Here is a 17,858-nt window from a genome sequence, read left to right on the forward strand (position 1 = left end):
GCCCGTGGGTCAGCGGGGCTGAGGCAGATCCCGGGTTACGACCTTGCCGGTGGCGTTGCGCGGCAGGAACGGCACGAAGTACACGTCGCGCGGCACGCAGAAGCGGGCCCGGTAGCGCTTCACGTACTCGCGCACCGCGTCGGCGTCGAGCGTCTCCCCCTGGTGCAGAGCCACGTACGCCGCGAGGCGCTGGCCAAACTCGGAGTCGGGCACGCCGATCACCGCCACCTCGCGTACCTGCGGGAGGTCGGCGAGCAGGTTCTCCACTTCGGACGGGAAGACGTTCTCGCCGCCGGAGACGATCATGTCGTCGTCGCGCCCGGCCACGAACAGCAGCCCGTCGCCGTTGACGAACCCCAGGTCGCCGGTGGAGATGAGCCCGTCGAGGGTCTCCCGGCTCGCACCCGACGTGTACCCCTCGAAGATCATCTCGTTGCCGGCAAAGATCCGGCCGACCTGCCCGCGCGGCACCGGCTCGCCCTTCTCGTCGAGGATCGCGACCTTGGTGCCGTGCGGCGGCTTGCCCGCGGTTTGCGGGGCGATCCTCAGGTTGGCGGGCGTGGCGATCGACACCCACGACGCCTCGGTCGAGCCGTACAGGTTGTAGAGCACCTCCCCGTACGCGTCCATGAACCGCGTCGAGAGCCCGCCGGGTAGGGCAGAACCGCTGACCGCGACAATCCGCAGCGGGTTCGGCGCCGGTGGGGGCACCTCCAGCAGCCGCTGCAGCATGACCGGTACGGCGAAAAGAGCCCGGCAGTTGTGGCGGGTGACCGCCGCGACCAGGCCTACCGGGTCGAACCTGCGCTCCAGCACCACGGTCGCGCGCAGCGCGAACGCGACCTGAAGGGCGGCGTAGCCCCAGGTGTGGAAGAGCGGCGCGGCGATCATGATGCGGTCGCGGACATGCAGCGGGATGCGGTGGATGATCGAGACGAGTGGGCCGAAGCCGGCGGGCGTGCGGCGCCGGGCGCCCTTGGGCATGCCCGTGGTGCCAGAGGTCAACACGATCGTGCGGCCGTCGCGCTCGGGCGGCCGCAGCTCGCCCGGCGGCGCGCCAGCGGTCAGCTCCTCGGCGCGGCTCTCTTCGATCCGCTCCACCTGTGCGGGCACCTCGACGACCCGGTCCGCGAACTCCGCGTCGTGGATGAGCAGGCGCAGCCGCTGTTCCACCGCCACCACGCTCAGCTGCGCGCTGGAGAGGCCGGTGTTGATCAGAACCGTGTCGGCGCCCAGCAGCGTGCCGGCGACCATCGCCTCGACCATGCCCGCGTGATTGCGGCAGAGCAGACCGATCCGGTCGCCGGACCCGATGCCGGCCGCGCCGCGCAGCGACCGGGCCAGCTGTTCGGAGCGGTGCAGCAGCTCGGCGTACGTGACCGGGCCGCGCCTGGAGTCGATGACGGCGACCCGGCCGGGATCGCGGGCGGCGGCCTGCCGCAGCTCCCCGGCGAGGCTGAAGCCCCACCGCCAGAGCTGTTTGACCTGGGACGCCACCCGCACCGGGGAACCCGGGGTGAGCAGGCCGCGTCGGGTCAGCGTCGCCACGACGAACGGCGTGATCATCCGGGTTCCTCGCGGAAATGTGGAGCGCGGCGGAGCATTTTCGTGGGGTGGTTCATTTGATCTGCATCCCGGAGATTGCCCGTGAGATCACGAGTCGCTGGATCTCGGACGTGCCCTCGAAGATCGTGTAGATCTTCGCGTCCCGATACCAGCGCTCGACCGGGTGCTCGCGCAGGAACCCGGCGCCGCCGAGAATCTGCACGGCCTTCTCGGTCACCGACACCGCGACCTCGCCGGCCTTGAGCTTGGACATCGAGCCCTCGCCCGCGTCGAAGGCGCGGTTGTTGCGCCCCATCCACGCGGCCCGCCAGACCAGCAGCCGCGCGGCGTCGATCTCCATCTTCATGTCGGCGAGCGCGAACGCGATGGCCTGGTTCTCGATGATGGCCCGGCCGAACTGCACGCGCTCGCGGGCGTACTGCAGGGCGTACTCGTACGCCGCTCGTGCCACGCCGATCGCCTGCGCCCCCACGGTCGGGCGGGACAGCTCGAACGTCCGCATCGCAGCCTGGCCTGCGGCCCGCTGGCCGCTGCGTGCCCGGTCGAGCCGCTCCTGTAGCGCCTCACGGCCGCCGAGCAGGCACCGCCCCGGCACCCGAACCTCGTCGAGGAACAGGTCGGCGGTGTGCGAGGCACGTAGGCCCAGCTTCTTGAGCTTGCCGGGCGACGACAGTCCTGGCGTACCTGGTGGCACCACGAACGCTGCCTGTCCCCGCGAGCCGAGGGAAGGGTCGACCGTCGCGGTGACCACGTGCACGGTGGCGATCCCGCCGTTCGTGGCGTACGCCTTCTGTCCACTGAGGATCCACTCGTCGGTGGCCTCGTCGTACCGCGCCTTGGTGCGCATCGAGCCGACGTCCGAACCGGCCTCCGGCTCGGTGCTGCAGAAGGCGGCGACCGCCGGCTCGTCGACCGTGCCGAAGCACTGCGGCACCCATTCGACGAGCTGCTCCGGGGTACCGGACCCGTAGATCGCCGCGACGGCGAGCGACGTGCCGAACAGCGACAGGCCGATGCCGGCGTCTCCCCAGAAAAGCTCTTCGTTGGCGATGGGCAGCGAGATGCCGGTGGGGTCGGCCCAGCAGTTGGCGAGGAACTCGAAGCCGTAGAGCCCGATCTTCGCCGCCTCCTGGAGCAGCGGCCACGGCGTCTCTTCGCGGGCGTCCCACTCTGCCGCGGCTGGGCGCACGACGTCTCGCGCGAAGCCGTGCACCCAGTCGCGGAGATCCCGCTGTTCCTCGTTCAGGTCGAGCGAGAACTCAGGCATATCAGGCCTTCGGGATGTCGAACAGGTTGGCGATGTTGGCAGCCAGGCCCAGGTCACCCTTGGCCTTGAGCTTGCCGGTCATGAACATCATCACGGGGTTGCCACCGCCCGAGACGACCTTCAGGAACTCGACCGGGCCCATGGTGAGCGTGAGCTTCGGGTCGCGGTCGGCGCTCTCCGAGACCGTGCAGGCGCCGTTCTCGATGACGACCTCGTAGGTGTCGGCACCGCCGTCCGGCCGCTCGGTGACCGTCCAGTGGATCACCGCGTTGGTGGAGCCCGCGCGGTCCGGACGGAAGAGGGTGGGCATCCGGCCGAACACCTCGTCAAGGATCTTGCCGCGCAGGTCGCTCTGCATGACCTGCTTGATCTGCGCGTCCGGCGTGGTCTTGACGAGCTGTGCGAACTGCTTGGGGTCTACGTTGGCGAACGTAGCCGGATCGAAGTCGGTCATCGGATGTGCCTCCGGGATCTGATTAACTTACTCGCGCGTAACCTTACGTGCGAGTAGGTATGCTCGCAAGGGTGACAACGTCACCAACGTTCAAACGACTGCCCCGGGCCGTGCGTGAGCAACAAATGCTCGACGCGGCGGTCCGCGTCTTCTCCCGCCGAGGGTTCCACGCAGCGAGCATGGACGAGATCGCCGAGGATGCCGGCATCTCCAAACCCATGGTGTACGCGTACCTGGGCACCAAAGAGGAGCTCTACATCGCCTGCCTGCACCGGGAGGGCACCCGGCTGATGGAGGCCATCGTGGCGGGAGTCGGCGCCGACCTCCCGCCCGACGAGCAGCTCTGGCGTGGGCTCCGGGCATTCTTCGGGTTCGTGGGCGCGCACCGGGACGGCTGGGCCGTCCTGTACCGCCAGGCGCGCGGCGAGCAGCCGTTCGCGGGCGCGCTCGCGACCATGCGCGAGCGCATCGTCCAGGTGATCGCCGCGATGCTGGCGCAGGCACTCGCCGCCGAGGGACAGGACGTCCGCGACATGGACCTCGAGGTGATGGCGTACGCCCTGGTGGGCGCCTCGGAGTCGCTGGCCGACTGGCTCGCCGACCATCCCGACGCCGACCCTGACAAGACCGCCACCCGCATGATGAACATCGCCTGGGTAGGCGCCGCCCAGCTGCTGCGCGGCGAGACCTGGCACGCGAGGTTGTGAGCGCCTAGGCAGGAAGCAGCATCCTCCGGACGTCGGCGGACAGCCACGAGTGCTCCTCGAAGGCCGATGCATCGCCTTGCGTAGCGACCGGTCAGCCAACCAGCCCATCGATGGCGCCGGTGAGGTGGGGCTTTCCGGACCTTGCGTCATGCAGGGCGAACGTCCAGGACGGGGCGGCCGTGAAGGCCACCGTCGCGGGCATCAGGATCGGGAGCTTGAAAGCCACGTCCACTGTGTACGCCGCGGGCAGGCGGCCCTCCAGCGCCGCCAGGCAGCGTGCCTTGCTCCACATGCCGTGTGCGATCGGGCGCGGGAAACCGAAGAGCCGCGCCCCGATCCGCGAGGTGTGTATCGGGTTGTGGTCGCCGGAGACGCGCGCGTAGTCGGTGCCCACGCGCGGGGCGACGCGCCACCGGGCGGACGGCGCCGGCGGTTCCGCGCGATCACCGCCGCGGACGCCGCCCTTGCCCTCCCGCTTCAGGTACGTCGAGACGCCGCGCCACACCTCGATGCCGCCCGAGGAGGCGGTGGCCACGATGTCGAACTGCCGGCCACGGTCGTGCGGCCGCAGGTCGGCGGCGCGCACCGACAGGTCGAGCGGCTCGCTCGCGTCGATCGGGCGCAACAGCTCGATGCGGTTGGCGACGTGTACCAGACCCACCACCGGAAACGGGAAGTCCGTACCCGCCATGAGCCGCATCGCCAGCGGAAACGCCAGGATGTGCGGGTAGGTCGGCGGCAGCGCGTCGGTGAGCCGGAAGCCGCAGACCCGGTTGTAGTCGGCGAGCCGGTGCAGTTCGACTTTCACATCCCGCAGTTCGTGCACGGTGTCGGGGAGTGTGCGGGGCCGGGAGAACGCGGGGACCAGGCCGATCGCGGCGCGCAGATACATCACGCCCCCAGCAGGCTCTGGCCGCAGACGCGGACCACGTTTCCGGTGACGCCGCCAGATGCCGGCGACGCGAACCACGCGATCGTCTCCGCCACGTCGACCGGCAGGCCGCCCTGGGACATGCTGTTCATCCGGCGGCCGGCCTCGCGGAGCATGACCGGAATCTTCGCGGTCATCCGGGTCTCGATGAACCCCGGTGCCACCGCGTTGATGGTGATTTCCCGCTCGGCCAGCACCGGCGCCATCGACTCCACGAGCCCGATCACGCCGGCTTTGCTGGTGGCGTAGTTGGTCTGGCCGCGATTGCCGGCGATTCCCGCGATCGACGCGACCCCGACCAGACGCCCGCCGTGCGGGATCAGGTCGCGGGCAAGGAGCGCGTCGTTGATGCGCTCCTGGCTGGAGAGGTTGACGTCGAGCACCGAATCCCACCGGTCGGCGTCCATCCGGGCGATCGTCTTGTCGCGGGTGATGCCGGCGTTGTGCACCACGATGTCGAGCCGGCCGTGGCGGCTCCCGATGTGGTCGACGAGCCGCCCGGGCGCGTCGGCAGCGGTGAGGTCGAGCTGATACGTGGTACCCCTGATGTCGTTGGCCACGTCGGCGAGCGCGTCGCCGGCGGCGGGCACGTCGAGCGCGACGACCTGCGCGCCGTCGCGGGCCAGGACCCGCGCGATGGCCGCGCCGATCCCCCGCGCCGCGCCGGTGACCAGCGCGACCTTGCCGTCGAGGGGCCGATCCCAGTCGGCCGGCGTCATGAAGGCGCCGGGTCCTATTCGGATGACCTGCCCCGAGACGTACGCCGAGCGCCCGGACAGCAGGAACCGGAGCGTCGACTCGGTGGCGCCCTCCGCGCCGGGCGTCACGTAGACGAGCTGCGCGGTCGTGCCCCGCCCGAACTCCTTGCCGATACTGCGGGTCAGCCCTTCGAGGGCGCGCTGTGCGGTGGCCTCGCGCGGGGACTCGCATGCCTCCGGCGGGGTGCCCAGCACGATCACCCGGCCCGAGGGCAGGAGCGCGCGGGCGTTCGGGTGGAAGAAGTCGAACAGGGCCTTCAGGTCGGTGGAGTCGGCGATGCCGGTGGCGTCGAAGACCAGCCCGGAGTACCGCTCGCCGTCGTTGGAGACTCCGGCCGCCTTGAGGATCGCCCTGACCGGCTCGTCAAGTCGGCCCCCGGCGGCGGATTCGACGCGCACCGGGCCGGGTACCAGGGGGTCGCCGGGCCGGTGGCGACGCAGGTGCGGCGGTGCGGGCAGCCCCAGGCGCTTGACCAGGGCGCGGCCCGGCCCGGAGTTGGCAAAGGTCGCGTACCGATCGCTCATAGGCGTATCCTACTCGTCAGTAGGTTGAGTGGCGGGGTCCCCGCGGAAACGTGGAGCGCAGCGAAGCGTTTTGTGGGCGCCCCTAGGGAGGGGAACGCCAAGTGCAGACCGTCCGACGAGTCGCCGTCATCGGCGGCAACCGCATCCCGTTCGCGCGCTCCAACAGCCGGTACGCCGCGGCGTCCAACCAGGACATGCTCACCGCCGCGCTCGACGGGCTCGTGGCCCGGTACGGGCTGGCCGGCAAGCGCCTCGGCGAGGTGGCAGCCGGTGCTGTCCTCAAGCACTCGCGTGACTTCAACCTCACCCGCGAGGTGGTTCTCGGTTCGAAGCTCGACCCGCACACGCCGGCGTACGACGTGCAGCAGGCGTGCGGCACCGGCCTGGAGACGGCGCTGCTGGTCGCAAACAAGATCGCGCTCGGCCAGATCGAGGTCGGCATCGCGGGCGGCGTCGACACCACGTCCGACGCGCCGCTCCAGCTCAACGAAGACATGCGGCGCGCGCTGATCGAGATGAACGCGGCTCGCAGCCTCGGCGCGCGGCTGCGAGCCGCGGCCAAGCTGCGCCCACTCCAGCCGTTCAAGCCGCAGCTTCCGCAGAACGCCGAGCCGCGCACCGGGCTGTCGATGGGCGAGCACGCGGCCATCACCGCACGGGAGTGGGGCATCACCCGGGAAGACCAGGACGCCCTCGCGCTCGAATCGCACCGCAAGCTCGCCGCGGCGTACGACCAGGGGTTCTTCGACGACCTGGTGACGCCCTACCTCGGGCTCAAGCGCGACCAGAACCTGCGCCCGGACACCTCGCTGGAGAAGCTGGCCTCCCTCAAGCCGGTCTACGGCGTCAAGGACGGCGACGCCACGATGACCGCCGGCAACTCGACGCCGCTCACCGACGGCGCGTCGGTGGTGCTGCTCGCGTCCGAGGTCTGGGCCCGCGCGCACAACCTGCCGGTACAGGCTTGGCTCGTCGACGGCGAGACGGCGGCGGTCGATTTCGTGCACGGCGGCGAAGGGCTGCTCATGGCGCCTGCGTACGCGGTGTGCCGGCTGCTCGACCGGCGCAACCTGAAGCTCCAGGACTTCGACTTCTACGAGATCCACGAGGCGTTCGCGTCGCAGGTGCTCGCCACGCTGGCGGCGTGGGAGTCGCCCGAATACTGCAAGACCAGGCTCGGCCTCGACGCACCGCTGGGCGCGATCGACCGGTCCAAGCTCAACGTCAACGGCTCGTCGCTCGCCGCCGGGCACCCGTTCGCCGCGACCGGCGGCCGCATCCTCGCCACACTCGCCAAGCTGCTCGCCCAGAAGGGCACCAAGGGGCGCGGGCTGATCTCCATCTGCGCCGCCGGTGGCCAGGGCGTGGTGGCGATCGTCGAACGCTGACGCCGTACCGTGGTGGCGTGATCCCGAACGTTCTCGCCGCCCGGTACGCATCCCCTGAGCTGGTCACCCTCTGGTCGCCGGAAGAGAAGGTACGCCTGGAGCGCCGGCTGTGGCTGGCCGTCCTGCGTGCCCAGCGCGACCTCGGCGTCGAGGTGCCCGAGGGCGTGGTCGAGGCGTACGAGGCGGTGCTCGACCAGGTCGACCTGGCGTCGATCGCGGCGCGCGAGCGGATCACCCGGCACGACGTGAAGGCGCGGATCGAGGAGTTCAGCGCGCTCGCCGGTCACGAGCACATCCACAAGGGCATGACCTCGCGCGACCTCACCGAAAACGTCGAGCAGCTCCAGGTGCGGCAGTCGCTGGAGCTCGTACGCGACCGGGTGGTGGCGACCCTGGCGCGCCTGGCCCGGCTCGCGGTGGAGCACTCCGACCTGGTGATGGCGGGGCGCTCGCACAACGTGCCCGCGCAGGCCACCACGCTCGGCAAGCGATTCGCGTCCGCCGCCGACGAACTGCTGATCGCGTACGAGCGCCTCGAAGACCTCATCCGCTGGTACCCGTTGCGCGGCATCAAGGGCCCGGTGGGCACCGCGGCCGACCAGCTCGACCTGCTCGGTTCCTTCGAACGGGCGGCCGAGCTGGAGCGGCGCGTCGCTACGCACCTCGGCTTCAGCCGCGTGCTCGACAGCGTCGGCCAGGTGTACCCGCGCTCGATCGACCTGGCCGTGGTGTCCGCCTTGGCGCAGGTCGCCGCCGCCCCATCGTCGCTGGCCGCCACGATCCGGCTGATGGTCGGGCAGGAGCTGGTCACCGAGGGGTTCAAGCCCGGTCAGGTCGGCTCCTCCGCGATGCCACACAAGATGAACACCCGGTCGAGCGAACGCGTCAACGGGTTCGCGGTGATCATCCGGGGTTACCTGTCGATGGTCGGTGAGCTCGCCGGCGACCAGTGGAACGAGGGCGACGTCTCGTGCTCGGTGGTGCGCCGGGTCGCGTTGCCGGACTCGTTCTTCGCCGCCGACGGCCTGTTCCAGACGTTCTTGACGGTGCTCGACGAGTTCGGCGCGTACCCCGCCGTGATCGCCCGCGAGCTCGACCGGTACCTGCCGTTCCTCTCGACCACGAAGGTCCTGGTCGCGGCCGTGCGGCGCGGCGTGGGGCGGGAAACGGCGCATGAGGCGATCAAGGAACACGCGGTGGCCGTGGCGCTCGACATGCGCGAAAAGGGCGTCGCGGAGAACGACCTCTTCGACCGGCTGGCGCACGACCAGCGCCTCGGCCTGACCCGCGCCGAAATCGACACCCTGGTGGCCGACCGGTCCGCTTTCGTTGGTGCCGCCCAAGCCCAGGTGACGGCCGTGGCCGAGAGGGTCGCGCAGGTCGTCGCGGACCATCCGGAGGCCGCCGCGTACGCACCCGATCCCATCCTTTGAGGGACGCCGCGGATGTCCGACAGATCGGGTACCGGTAAGGATCATCGCATCGATCAAGGGCAATGGCACGTGGAATGGAGATCGAACCACGTGCCATTGCCCTTGATCGGCGGAACCGGGAAGCGGGAGAAGGTCAGACGCCCGCGGTCGAGCGGATCCAGTCGCGGTTGAACGCGACGCTGCCGTAGTTCTGGATGTTGACGCCGTTGGCCGTGGAGGCCACGCCGACCTGGGCGCCGTTGTAGAACTCAGGGCCGCCCGAGTCGCCGCGCCACGCGTTTCCGTTGATCGCGGTGCTGCGGATCGCGCGGCCACCGTACGCGTCCGACACGCTGGTGCTGGTCACTCGCACCGACGCGGTCTTGAGCTGGCTGGAGGCCCCGCAGCCGCTGTAGCAGGTCATGCCCCAGCCGTAGATCGAGTTGGTCGAGCCCACCGGCGGGTCACTGCTCGCCAGGGTCACGTAGCTGGTGCTGACGCTGCTGCTGAGCCGCATGAGGGCCAGGTCGTACCGGCCATAGCTGGCGCTGACCGTGCGGGTGACGCCGCCCGACGAGCGCAGGACGCTGCCGACGCGCACCGACATGCTGCCGCTGACGCAGTGCCGCGCGGTCAGCACCCAGTTCGGGGCGATGATGGTGCCGGAGCAGGTGAACGAGCCGCCGCTGAAGACCGCGGCCGCCCATGGTGCCGAAGAGACGGTGCTGCCACCGATGATGTACGGCTCCACGTCAGCGGCGACCGCGGCGCTGGGCGCGGCCACGGCCGCGGCGGCCGCGGTGGCGAGTGCCGTCACGGCTAGGCGCATGCGCATGGTGGACCTCCTTTGTGAGGGGTTTGGGACACGCTAGGACGCATCGACACCTGTCGACAAGGATCCGATCCAGGTCATACGACGGCGTGATGGCCAGGTATGATCGCTTCAGCGAAGGGGAGTAGCCCCCAATCGCGTGGTCGACACACTGGCGCCCCGGCGCCCGGCCACGTGGCCGCGGTTGACCGCGGTGGGCGAGACCTTCGACCCAGGCCGTGCGGCCGGGTCGAGGGCGCCCGTGCTCCCGGCCCTGCCGGGAAAGGAAACCGTCACCATGGAGTACGCGCTCGTCGCGCTCACCGCGTTCGTGCTGATCCTCCCCGTGGAGCTGCCAGACAAGACGTTCGTCGCCACCCTGGTGCTCAGCACGCGGTATCCGGCGCTGCCGGTGTGGCTCGGCGTGAGCGCCGCGTTCGGCGTGCAGTGCCTGGTCGCGGTCGGTGCCGGCCATCTGCTCTCCCAACTGCCAGAACGTCCGGTGGCGCTGGTCGCCGCCGCCCTCTTCGCGGTCGGCGCGGTGCTGCTGTTTCGCGGTGCGCGCTCGGCCGACAGCGCCGAGGCCGAGCAGGAGCGCGAGTTCAACGAAAAGATCACGACCGGCAAGCGCGGCTGGCGGGCAGCGGGGACGAGTTTTCTCGTCCTCTTCACCGCCGAATGGGGTGATCTGTCCCAGTTGCTGACCGCCGGTCTGGTGGCGAGCGGAAAGCCCGCGGTGCCCGTGTTCTTCGGCTCCTGGGCGGCGCTGATAACCGTCTCCGGGGCAGCGGTGCTGCTCGGCCGCTGGCTGCTGCGGCGCGTGAAGCTGTCCGTCGTGCGGTACGCCGCCGCGGGGGTATGCGCCCTCCTCGCGACCATCACGGTGATCGGTACGGTGGCCGGTTGAGCCATCCGTGAGCAGGACAGCCGGTGCAAGCTGCCCACCCTCTACCAGGTACGCTTGGCACGCTTGTCCGGGGGCGGGGGGCGGCACCACATTCGACCCCGGCGGTCGATAGCGGCAGCGTCCGCATACACAGTCAGGAGTGCCCAGTGGCTCGCGTCGTCGTCGACGTCATGCTCAAGCCGGAGATCCTTGATCCGCAGGGCCAGGCGGTCGCCAACGCGCTGCCGAGGCTCGGTGTCACCGAGGTCGCGTCGGTGCGCATCGGCCGGCGGATCGAGATCGAGTTCTCCGGCGAGCCAGACTTGGACCGCGCCCGGGAAATCGCGGACGAGCTGCTGGCCAACCCCGTGATCGAAGACTTCACGGTGCGGGTGGAGGCGGAAGAGCCCGCGAAGGAGCCCGCCGAATCGGTTGAGGCATCCGCATGAGCGCGCGCATCGGTGTCGTCACGTTTCCCGGGTCTCTGGACGACGGCGACGCGGCCCGTGGCGTACGCCTCGCGGGTGGCGAAGCGGTTCGCCTCTGGCACGCCGACCCCGATCTGCACAGCGTCGACGCGGTCATACTCCCGGGTGGCTTTTCGTACGGCGACTACCTGCGTGGCGGCGCGATCGCCCGGTTCGCCCCGGTCATGGAGTCGATCGCTCAGGCGGCCCGCGACGGCATGCCGGTGCTCGGCATCTGCAACGGCTTCCAGATCCTCTGCGAGGCGCACCTGCTGCCGGGCGCGCTGACCCGCAACGAGCACCTGCACTTCCGCAACCGCGACCAGTGGCTGCGCATCGAGGCCGTCCAGCCGGTGTGGACGAACGCGTTCGCCGCCAGCCAGGAAGTGCTGATCCCGGTCAAGCACGGTGAAGGCCGGTACGTCGCCGACCAGCGGACCCTTGAGGAGTTGGAGGCCAACGGCCAGGTGGTCGCCCGATACATCAACGGCAACCCCAACGGCTCCCTCAACGACATCGCGGCCATCAGCAACGCCGCCGGCAACGTGGTCGGCATCATGCCGCACCCGGAGCACGCGGTCGAGGCCCTGACCGGCCCGTCCATCGACGGGCTGGCCTTCTTCACGTCCGTACTCAAGCACCTTGCCGGCGCGGGGGCACAGGCATGACCGAGCTAGCTAGCGCTCTACAACAAGAAGAGGCACCGTCGATGGCTGTCGACGAGTACAACGGCGGGCCCGACACCGTCCAGCGCGCCACGGCGACGCCACAGGAGCTCCAGCCCTACGCGGAGCTGGGCCTGAAGGACGACGAGTATGAGCGCATCCGCGAGATCCTCGGCCGCCGGCCCACGCAGTCCGAGCTGGCCATGTACTCGATCATGTGGAGCGAGCACTGCTCCTACAAGTCGAGCAAGGTGCACCTGCGGCAGTTCGGCGAGAAGGCGCCGCCGAGCGACCGGCTGCTCGCCGGTATCGGCGAAAACGCGGGCGTCATCCAGATCTCCGACGACCTCGCGGTGACCTTCAAGGTCGAGTCGCACAACCACCCGAGCTACGTCGAGCCGTACCAGGGCGCCGCGACAGGCGTCGGCGGCATCGTCCGCGACATCCTCGCGATGGGCGCGCGACCCGTCGCGGTCATGGATCCGCTGCGGTTCGGCGCCGCCGACCACGAGGACACCGCCCGGGTACTGCCGGGGGTGGTGGCTGGCATCGGCGGATACGGCAACTCTCTCGGCCTGCCCAACATCGGCGGTGAGGTCGTCTTCGACCCCTGCTACCAGGGCAACCCGCTGGTCAACGCGCTCTGCGTCGGCGTGCTGCCGGTCGACCGCCTGCAAAACAAGGCCGCCGCCGGCGCCGGCAACATCGTGGTGCTCATGGGCGCCAAGACGGGCCGCGACGGCATCGGCGGCGTGTCCGTGCTCGCCAGCGCCACCTTCGACGACGAGAGCGAGCAGCGTCGGCCGTCCGTTCAGGTCGGCGACCCGTTCATGGAGAAGCTGCTCATCGAGGCGTGCCTGGAGCTGTACGACGCCAAGCTGGTGGTCGGCATCCAGGATCTCGGCGGCGCCGGCCTCACCTGCGCGCTCACCGAGACCGCCGCCGCGGCGGGCACCGGCATGACGGTCGCCCTCGAGCGGGTGCCGCTGCGCGAGCCGTCGATGGCGCCGCACGAGATCCTCGCGAGCGAGTCGCAGGAGCGCATGCTGCTGATCGTCGAGCCCGCACAGCTCCACGCGGTGCTGGCGATCGCCGAAAAGTGGGGCGTGATCGCCACCGCGATCGGCGAGGTCACCCCGCCCGGCCCGGACGGGCTGCCCGGCCGCCTCACGATCGACTGGCGCGGCCACACCGTGGTCGACGTGCCGCCCGGCTCGCTGGCCGACGACGGGCCCGTCTACGCCCGCCCGGTGCGCGAGCCCGCCGATCGCATCCTGCTCCAGGCCGACCGCGCGGAAACGCTGCCCCGACCGTCCACACCGGAGGCGCTTCGGGAGACCCTGCTGCGGATGGTCGCCTCGCCCAACCTGTGCGACAAGACCTGGGTCACCGAGCAGTACGACCGGCACGTGCTGGGCAACACCGTGCTCGCCCAGCCCGAAGACTCCGGTGTGATCCGGATCGACGAGCGCAGCGGCCTCGGCGTGGCCCTCTCGGTCGACGGCAACGGCCGGTTCGCCCGGCTCGACCCGTACCAGGGGGCCAAGCTCGCCCTCGCCGAGGCGTACCGCAATGTGGCCGTCACCGGCGCCCGCCCGCTGGCCGTCACCAACTGCCTCAACTTCGGCTCGCCCGAGGACCCCAGCGTCATGTGGCAGTTCGCCGAGGCCGTTCGTGGTCTGGCAGACGGCTGCGCCGAGCTGGGCATCCCGGTCACCGGCGGCAACGTCAGCTTCTACAACCAGACCGGCGCCGCCGCGATCCACCCGACGCCCGTCGTCGGCGTACTCGGCGTACTCGATGACGTCACCCAGCGGGTGCCGATGGGCTTCCCCGCACGGGCCAACCCCGACGGCGACATCATCTTCCTGCTGGGCGAGACCCGGGTGGAGCTGTCTGGTTCGGAATGGGCCTGGGTGACGCACGAGCACCTCGGCGGCGTGCCGCCGCGGGTAGACCTGCCTCGCGAGCGCACGCTCGCCACGGTCCTCGCGGAGGCCGCGCGCGTTGGCCACCTGAGCGCCGCACACGACCTGTCTGACGGCGGCCTCGCACAGGCCCTCGTCGAGGCGTGCCTGCGCAACGGCATCGGTGCCCGCGTCGCGCTGCCCGAGGAGCAAACGGCCGGTTCGATGCCGTTCGCGTACCTCTTCAGCGAGTCGGCTGGCCGCGCCCTCGTCGCCGTGCCACACGGCCAGGAAAAGGCGTTCACCGCGCTGTGCTCGGAGCACGGTCTGCCGTGGACGGCCCTGGGCGTGACCGACCCGAACGGCGGCGTCCTGGAGATCCGCGACCAGTTCACGATCGGGCTCAGCGAGCTGCGCGAGGCCTACACCTCGACGCTTCCGAAGCTCTTCGGCACCGGTGCCTGAGCCGGTCTTCGCTCAGCCGAGCACCAGAGTCCTGCGAACACGCCGGCTCGCTCGATGACCGCGCGGCCGCACCAGGTCCGCTGGTCGGAGCGACCCGGCGTATTCGTCGAATGGGGCCTCGCGGGCGCGGCCGAACTCGGCCGGGTCTGCGCGGTACTGGTCGTGGTCGACGTGCTGTCGTTCACCACGTCGGTCGACGTGGCCGTCGGGCGCGGCATGCGCGTGCACCCGTTTCCATGGGAAGCGCAGGCCGACGCCTACGCCCGCAGGGTCGGCGCTGTCGCCGCCGTCGGGCGAAGCCAGGTCAGCCCGGAACGGCCGTGGTCGCTGTCCCCGGCGGCCCTACAGGCCGCGCCGGTCACTCCCGAGCTCGTACTGCCGTCGCCGAACGGCTCGGCGATCTCCGCCGCCGCCAGCGCCACCGGCGTGCCAGTGCTGGCAGGCTGCCTCCGCAACGCACCCGCCGTCGCCCGCTGGCTCCTCCGGAGAGGGTACGGGGACCTGCGTGCCCCGATCGGCGTGGTGGCCGCCGGTGAGCGTTGGCCCGACGAGACCTTGCGGCCCGGGGTGGAAGACCTGCTGGGCGCGGCGGCGATACTCAACGGCCTGATCGCCGCGCCGGCCGGCCTCTCGGTCGAGGCGGCGGTGGCACTGGCGACCTACACCAGCATCCCCGACATCCCGGGGGCGATCCGAGGCTCAGTCTCCGGCCAAGAGCTAATCAAGCGAGGCTTCGCCAGCGACGTGGAGATCGCCATCCAGCCAGCGGCATCGGAGACAGTGCCGGTGCTGACCGACGGCGTCTTCTCCCCCGCCTAGCGCTTTCTTCGACCCGCGCCGACGCCTACCTGCAATTCCCTTGATACCGGGGAAACCGCGGCATCGACCGGCCCCTGAGGCCGCAGGTTAGTCGTCGAGCCAGTCGAGGGAGCGGCGCTCGCCACGGCCAGCTGGCTGCTGCGGGCCGCCTCCGCCGTGCCGGCCCTGCTGGGGACCGCCACCCTGACCGCCCTGGGCGCCGCCCTGGTCGTAGTAGCCGCCCTGGTCGTAGCCGGCGCCGCGCTGGTCGTAACCGCCGCGCTGCTCGGGCACCCGGTCGTAGCCGCCCTGCTGCTCGTACCCGCCGCCGTAGCCACCGCCCTGCGGAGGAGCACCGTAGTTGCCGCCACCGGCACCGCCGCCGTAGCCAGCGTCGCCCTGGCCGTAGCCGCTCGGCTCGTAGCCGCTGCCCGCGCTGGGCCGGCCGCCATAGGGGTCGCCCTGCGGACCGTAGCCGCCACCCGGGCCATAGCCGCCCGGCTCCGGCTCGGGCTGGTAGCCACCGCCACCGCTGCCGCCGCCGTACACACCGTTGTCGTAGGAGGGCGCCGCCGGCGGTGGGGGTGGGGCGTAGCCGCCAGCACTCGGGCCACCGCTGCCGCCGCCGTTCCAGCGGCCGGTCGGCTCGTCGTACCGGTCGCCACCGCCGCGCGGGTCGCCGCCGTAGCCGCCGCCCTGCTGAGGACCGTAGCCGCCAGCGGGGGCACCGCCGTACTCACCGCGACCGCCGTACCCGTCGTCCGCCGGCCGGCCGGCGTAGGGCCCGTCTTCGGGGCGCCCTGTGTAGGGGCCGGCGGGCGCCGCTGGGCTGCCGTAGCCGCCCGGTGCGGCCGGACCGCCGTAGCCACCGGGACCACCCGGGCCGTTGGGGCCGGCGCCGTAGCCGCTGCCGCTCGTGGGGCCACCGGCCTGCGGAGCGCCGCCGTAGCCGCCCCCGCTCGTCGGACCGCCAGACGACGGACCACCGTAGCCACCGCTACCGCTCGTCGGCCGGCCGTACTGGCCAGGACCGCCCTGCGGCTGGCCGCCGTATCCGTTGGCCTGCTGCGGCGGGCCGTACCCGTTGACCGGCTGGGTCGCGCCGTAGTTGTTGTTGCCGACCTGGGTCGGCGCGCCATAGGCACCGTTGGCGCCGGGCCCCGCCCAGTCGGACTGCGGCGGACCTGGCGTCGCGGCCGGCATCGGCGCGCCGTACGGGTCCGGGTACTCGTCGACCACGGGACTTTGCAGCATGGTGGGCGCGTCAGCCAGCGATGGGCGGCCCACCATCGTCGGGTCGGCGCCCGCGCGGTTGGCGACCCGGGTGGCGTCGGCACCGCCGTGGTACACACCCTGCGCACCCGGCACGCCGGGGCGCGGGCCCGGACCACCGGAGCCGTCCGGCTCGTCCTCGTCGTCTTCGCCGTCGTCCTGCTTGCGGCGGATGATGAGGAGCACGATCGCGCCGACGCCGAGAGCGACCAACAGGCCACCGACGATGATCAGCAGCCAGGAGCCCATGCCGCCGGAGTCGTTGTTGGACGCGTTCTGCGTGTCGGGGTTGGTGGCCGCGACCGAGACTTCGTCTTCGGCGGCCGCGGACGCTTCGGGGCTCGGAGTGGCCTCAGCGCTCGCGGACGGCGACGCCGCCGCCTTGTTCGCCTTCAGCGAGAAGGTGGGCACATTCACGGACTGGCCGGCGCTGGCGTTGACCTGTTTCTGGCCCTTCGCGTAGTCCGTGTGACCGGCGCCGAGGAAGAGCTCGCCTGCGGCGATCTGCTTGCCCTCGCACGTCGTGAACTTGTAGTTGCCAGTGCTGTTCGTGTTGGTCGTGCAGTTGCTGCCCTGCGAGTCAGCCAGCGCCACGATCGCGCCCTCGATGCCCTCGCCGGTGGCCTCGTCCCTAACCTTGCCCGTCACCTGCTTGACGCCCTGCTCCGCCGCAGCCTGAATGGTCATGCGGCGGTCCGCGCCGGCACTGCCCTCGTTGCTCTCAGCCCGGACCCGAAGCGTGCCTGACTTGTTTTGACCAGCGGGGAGATTGGCCGCGACGAGTGTCGCGCTGAAGGTCTGCTGCTGGTCGGGGAGGATCAGCTTCTGGAGGTCACAGTCACCGTTGCACGACAGACCGTCGAAGACCTCGACTCTGATCGAGAACGACGTCGGCCCGTCGTTGTTGTTCTTGACGGTGTACTGGAGGTTGGCCTGCTGACCAGCCTGTAGCGAGCCCGAGGAAAGGCTCGCGATTTGGACTGTGGGATCGTCGGCGAGGGCGGGGGCCGCGGGGACGGCAACCAGGGCGCCAGCAGCCAGCGCCAAGACCACACCGGCGCGAAGCGTCCAGGCCCGTCGGTGTGAAGTCACGTCCACCGCCTTCCGGTTATGCCGTCCCGTGACGAGTCACCGTCGGCCACTATGCCTTGTTTGGGGGCGCAAGCGCGACCCAGGGGCGGAAGGAAGTGACGGATTAGCGGGTCGTATCGTCCCGACGTGTCCAGTGCGCACAATAAGTCCGCCGCGGTCGCGGCCATTCTTGCCGACGTCGATGCCGGACGCACGCCGGACGCCGCCACCCTGCGTGACGCCGTGCGGGCTCTTCTGTCAGACCTCGCCAAGCGGGCTCCGGGACGTTCGGTAGAGGTGCGTGTCCCACCCTACGGGGCGGTGCAGTGCGTACCCGGGCCGCGACACACCAGGGGAACGCCGCCGAATGTGGTGGAGATGGATCCGGTCACCTGGGTGCTCCTCGCGGCCGGCCGGCTGGAGTGGGACGAGGCGGTTACCCAGGGACGGATCAGGGCCAGCGGCACCCGAGCCGACATTTCTGACTACATACCTATGTAACGGCCGC

The 17,858-nt window shown here is 70.8% G+C and carries 16 protein-coding genes; 9 read left to right on the forward strand and 7 right to left on the reverse strand.

The features are described from left to right. Window positions 1-9 precede the first annotated feature (9 nt). The 3 genes from V6V89_RS05035 to V6V89_RS05045 are packed head-to-tail and all read right to left on the reverse strand — an operon-like array spanning window position 10 to window position 3,287. On the reverse strand, window positions 10-1,566 hold the full coding sequence (locus tag V6V89_RS05035; RefSeq protein WP_334617747.1) for an AMP-binding protein: 1,557 nt from the start codon (window positions 1,564-1,566) through the stop codon (window positions 10-12). A 52-nt stretch (window positions 1,567-1,618) separates the two neighbouring features. Next, window positions 1,619-2,833 carry an acyl-CoA dehydrogenase family protein gene (locus tag V6V89_RS05040; RefSeq protein ID WP_334617748.1) on the reverse strand — a complete coding sequence of 405 codons (1,215 nt, stop codon included), beginning with the start codon at window positions 2,831-2,833 and terminating at the stop codon, window positions 1,619-1,621. Window position 2,834: 1 nt separating this feature from the next. Next, the gene (locus V6V89_RS05045; protein WP_334617749.1) at window positions 2,835-3,287 is read right to left on the reverse strand and encodes an SCP2 sterol-binding domain-containing protein; all 453 of its coding nucleotides are present in this window, start codon (window positions 3,285-3,287) and stop codon (window positions 2,835-2,837) included. A gap of 71 nt (window positions 3,288-3,358) precedes the next feature. On the opposite strand from V6V89_RS05045, the gene V6V89_RS05050 reads away from it, so the two are divergent. After that, the gene (locus V6V89_RS05050) at window positions 3,359-3,994 is read left to right on the forward strand and encodes a TetR/AcrR family transcriptional regulator (protein ID WP_334617750.1); all 636 of its coding nucleotides are present in this window, start codon (window positions 3,359-3,361) and stop codon (window positions 3,992-3,994) included. Window positions 3,995-4,085: 91 nt separating this feature from the next. Here the strand turns inward: V6V89_RS05050 and V6V89_RS05055 are convergent, their stop codons facing one another. Together V6V89_RS05055 and V6V89_RS05060 are read right to left on the reverse strand one after the other, a co-directional pair. After that, the gene (locus V6V89_RS05055) at window positions 4,086-4,886 is read right to left on the reverse strand and encodes a MaoC/PaaZ C-terminal domain-containing protein (protein ID WP_334617944.1); all 801 of its coding nucleotides are present in this window, start codon (window positions 4,884-4,886) and stop codon (window positions 4,086-4,088) included. Further along, window positions 4,886-6,208, reverse strand: a complete 1,323-nt coding sequence (locus V6V89_RS05060; RefSeq protein ID WP_334617751.1) for a 3-oxoacyl-ACP reductase — start codon at window positions 6,206-6,208, stop codon at window positions 4,886-4,888. Before V6V89_RS05060 ends, V6V89_RS05055 begins: the two co-directional genes overlap by 1 nt. A gap of 101 nt (window positions 6,209-6,309) precedes the next feature. On the opposite strand from V6V89_RS05060, the gene V6V89_RS05065 reads away from it, so the two are divergent. Continuing rightward, window positions 6,310-7,596 carry an acetyl-CoA C-acetyltransferase gene (locus tag V6V89_RS05065; RefSeq protein ID WP_334617752.1) on the forward strand — a complete coding sequence of 429 codons (1,287 nt, stop codon included), beginning with the start codon at window positions 6,310-6,312 and terminating at the stop codon, window positions 7,594-7,596. Between the two features lie 17 nt (window positions 7,597-7,613). Next, window positions 7,614-9,029 (forward strand): adenylosuccinate lyase, encoded by a 1,416-nt coding sequence (gene purB, locus V6V89_RS05070; protein WP_334617753.1) that lies wholly within the window; start codon window positions 7,614-7,616, stop codon window positions 9,027-9,029. A gap of 133 nt (window positions 9,030-9,162) precedes the next feature. Here the strand turns inward: purB and V6V89_RS05075 are convergent, their stop codons facing one another. Beyond that, a complete protein-coding gene (locus V6V89_RS05075) occupies window positions 9,163-9,843 on the reverse strand; it encodes a S1 family peptidase (RefSeq protein ID WP_334617754.1) in 681 nt (226 codons plus the stop codon). Window positions 9,844-9,979: 136 nt separating this feature from the next. On the opposite strand from V6V89_RS05075, the gene V6V89_RS05080 reads away from it, so the two are divergent. From V6V89_RS05080 to V6V89_RS05100, 5 genes are all read left to right on the forward strand, one after another. Beyond that, a complete protein-coding gene (locus tag V6V89_RS05080) occupies window positions 9,980-10,726 on the forward strand; it encodes a TMEM165/GDT1 family protein (RefSeq protein WP_334617755.1) in 747 nt (248 codons plus the stop codon). A gap of 146 nt (window positions 10,727-10,872) precedes the next feature. Beyond that, window positions 10,873-11,154, forward strand: a complete 282-nt coding sequence (gene purS, locus V6V89_RS05085) for a phosphoribosylformylglycinamidine synthase subunit PurS (RefSeq protein WP_334617756.1) — start codon at window positions 10,873-10,875, stop codon at window positions 11,152-11,154. Continuing rightward, the gene (gene purQ, locus V6V89_RS05090; protein ID WP_334617757.1) at window positions 11,151-11,840 is read left to right on the forward strand and encodes a phosphoribosylformylglycinamidine synthase subunit PurQ; all 690 of its coding nucleotides are present in this window, start codon (window positions 11,151-11,153) and stop codon (window positions 11,838-11,840) included. Before purS ends, purQ begins: the two co-directional genes overlap by 4 nt. A gap of 41 nt (window positions 11,841-11,881) precedes the next feature. Beyond that, a complete protein-coding gene (purL, locus tag V6V89_RS05095) occupies window positions 11,882-14,209 on the forward strand; it encodes a phosphoribosylformylglycinamidine synthase subunit PurL (RefSeq protein WP_442935071.1) in 2,328 nt (775 codons plus the stop codon). Window positions 14,210-14,263: 54 nt separating this feature from the next. Beyond that, entirely contained in the window at window positions 14,264-15,028 is a 765-nt protein-coding gene (locus V6V89_RS05100; protein ID WP_334617758.1) for a 2-phosphosulfolactate phosphatase, read from the forward strand. A gap of 87 nt (window positions 15,029-15,115) precedes the next feature. On the opposite strand, the gene V6V89_RS05105 is transcribed toward V6V89_RS05100, so the two are convergent. Further along, window positions 15,116-17,371 (reverse strand): carboxypeptidase regulatory-like domain-containing protein, encoded by a 2,256-nt coding sequence (locus V6V89_RS05105; protein ID WP_334617759.1) that lies wholly within the window; start codon window positions 17,369-17,371, stop codon window positions 15,116-15,118. Between the two features lie 126 nt (window positions 17,372-17,497). Between V6V89_RS05105 and V6V89_RS05110 the strand changes: the two genes are divergently transcribed. Continuing rightward, on the forward strand, window positions 17,498-17,851 hold the full coding sequence (locus V6V89_RS05110) for a sterol carrier family protein (protein WP_334617760.1): 354 nt from the start codon (window positions 17,498-17,500) through the stop codon (window positions 17,849-17,851). Window positions 17,852-17,858: the final 7 nt, after the last annotated feature.

The organism is Micromonospora sp. CPCC 206061, assembly GCF_036906915.1.
Taxonomy (GTDB): domain Bacteria; phylum Actinomycetota; class Actinomycetes; order Mycobacteriales; family Micromonosporaceae; genus Phytohabitans.

Bases quoted from the DNA above. Each gene is read 5' to 3' on its own strand.
- V6V89_RS05035 (WP_334617747.1), bottom strand. From the start codon at position 1,566: ATGATCACGCCGTTCGTCGTGGCGACGCTGACCCGACGCGGCCTGCTC.
- V6V89_RS05040 (WP_334617748.1), bottom strand. From the start codon at position 2,833: ATGCCTGAGTTCTCGCTCGACCTGAACGAGGAACAGCGGGATCTCCGC.
- V6V89_RS05045 (WP_334617749.1), bottom strand. From the start codon at position 3,287: ATGACCGACTTCGATCCGGCTACGTTCGCCAACGTAGACCCCAAGCAG.
- V6V89_RS05055 (WP_334617944.1), bottom strand. From the start codon at position 4,886: ATGTATCTGCGCGCCGCGATCGGCCTGGTCCCCGCGTTCTCCCGGCCC.
- V6V89_RS05060 (WP_334617751.1), bottom strand. From the start codon at position 6,208: ATGAGCGATCGGTACGCGACCTTTGCCAACTCCGGGCCGGGCCGCGCC.
- V6V89_RS05075 (WP_334617754.1), bottom strand. From the start codon at position 9,843: ATGCGCATGCGCCTAGCCGTGACGGCACTCGCCACCGCGGCCGCCGCG.
- purQ (WP_334617757.1), top strand. From the start codon at position 11,151: ATGAGCGCGCGCATCGGTGTCGTCACGTTTCCCGGGTCTCTGGACGAC.
- purL (WP_442935071.1), top strand. From the start codon at position 11,882: ATGGCTGTCGACGAGTACAACGGCGGGCCCGACACCGTCCAGCGCGCC.
- V6V89_RS05100 (WP_334617758.1), top strand. From the start codon at position 14,264: ATGACCGCGCGGCCGCACCAGGTCCGCTGGTCGGAGCGACCCGGCGTA.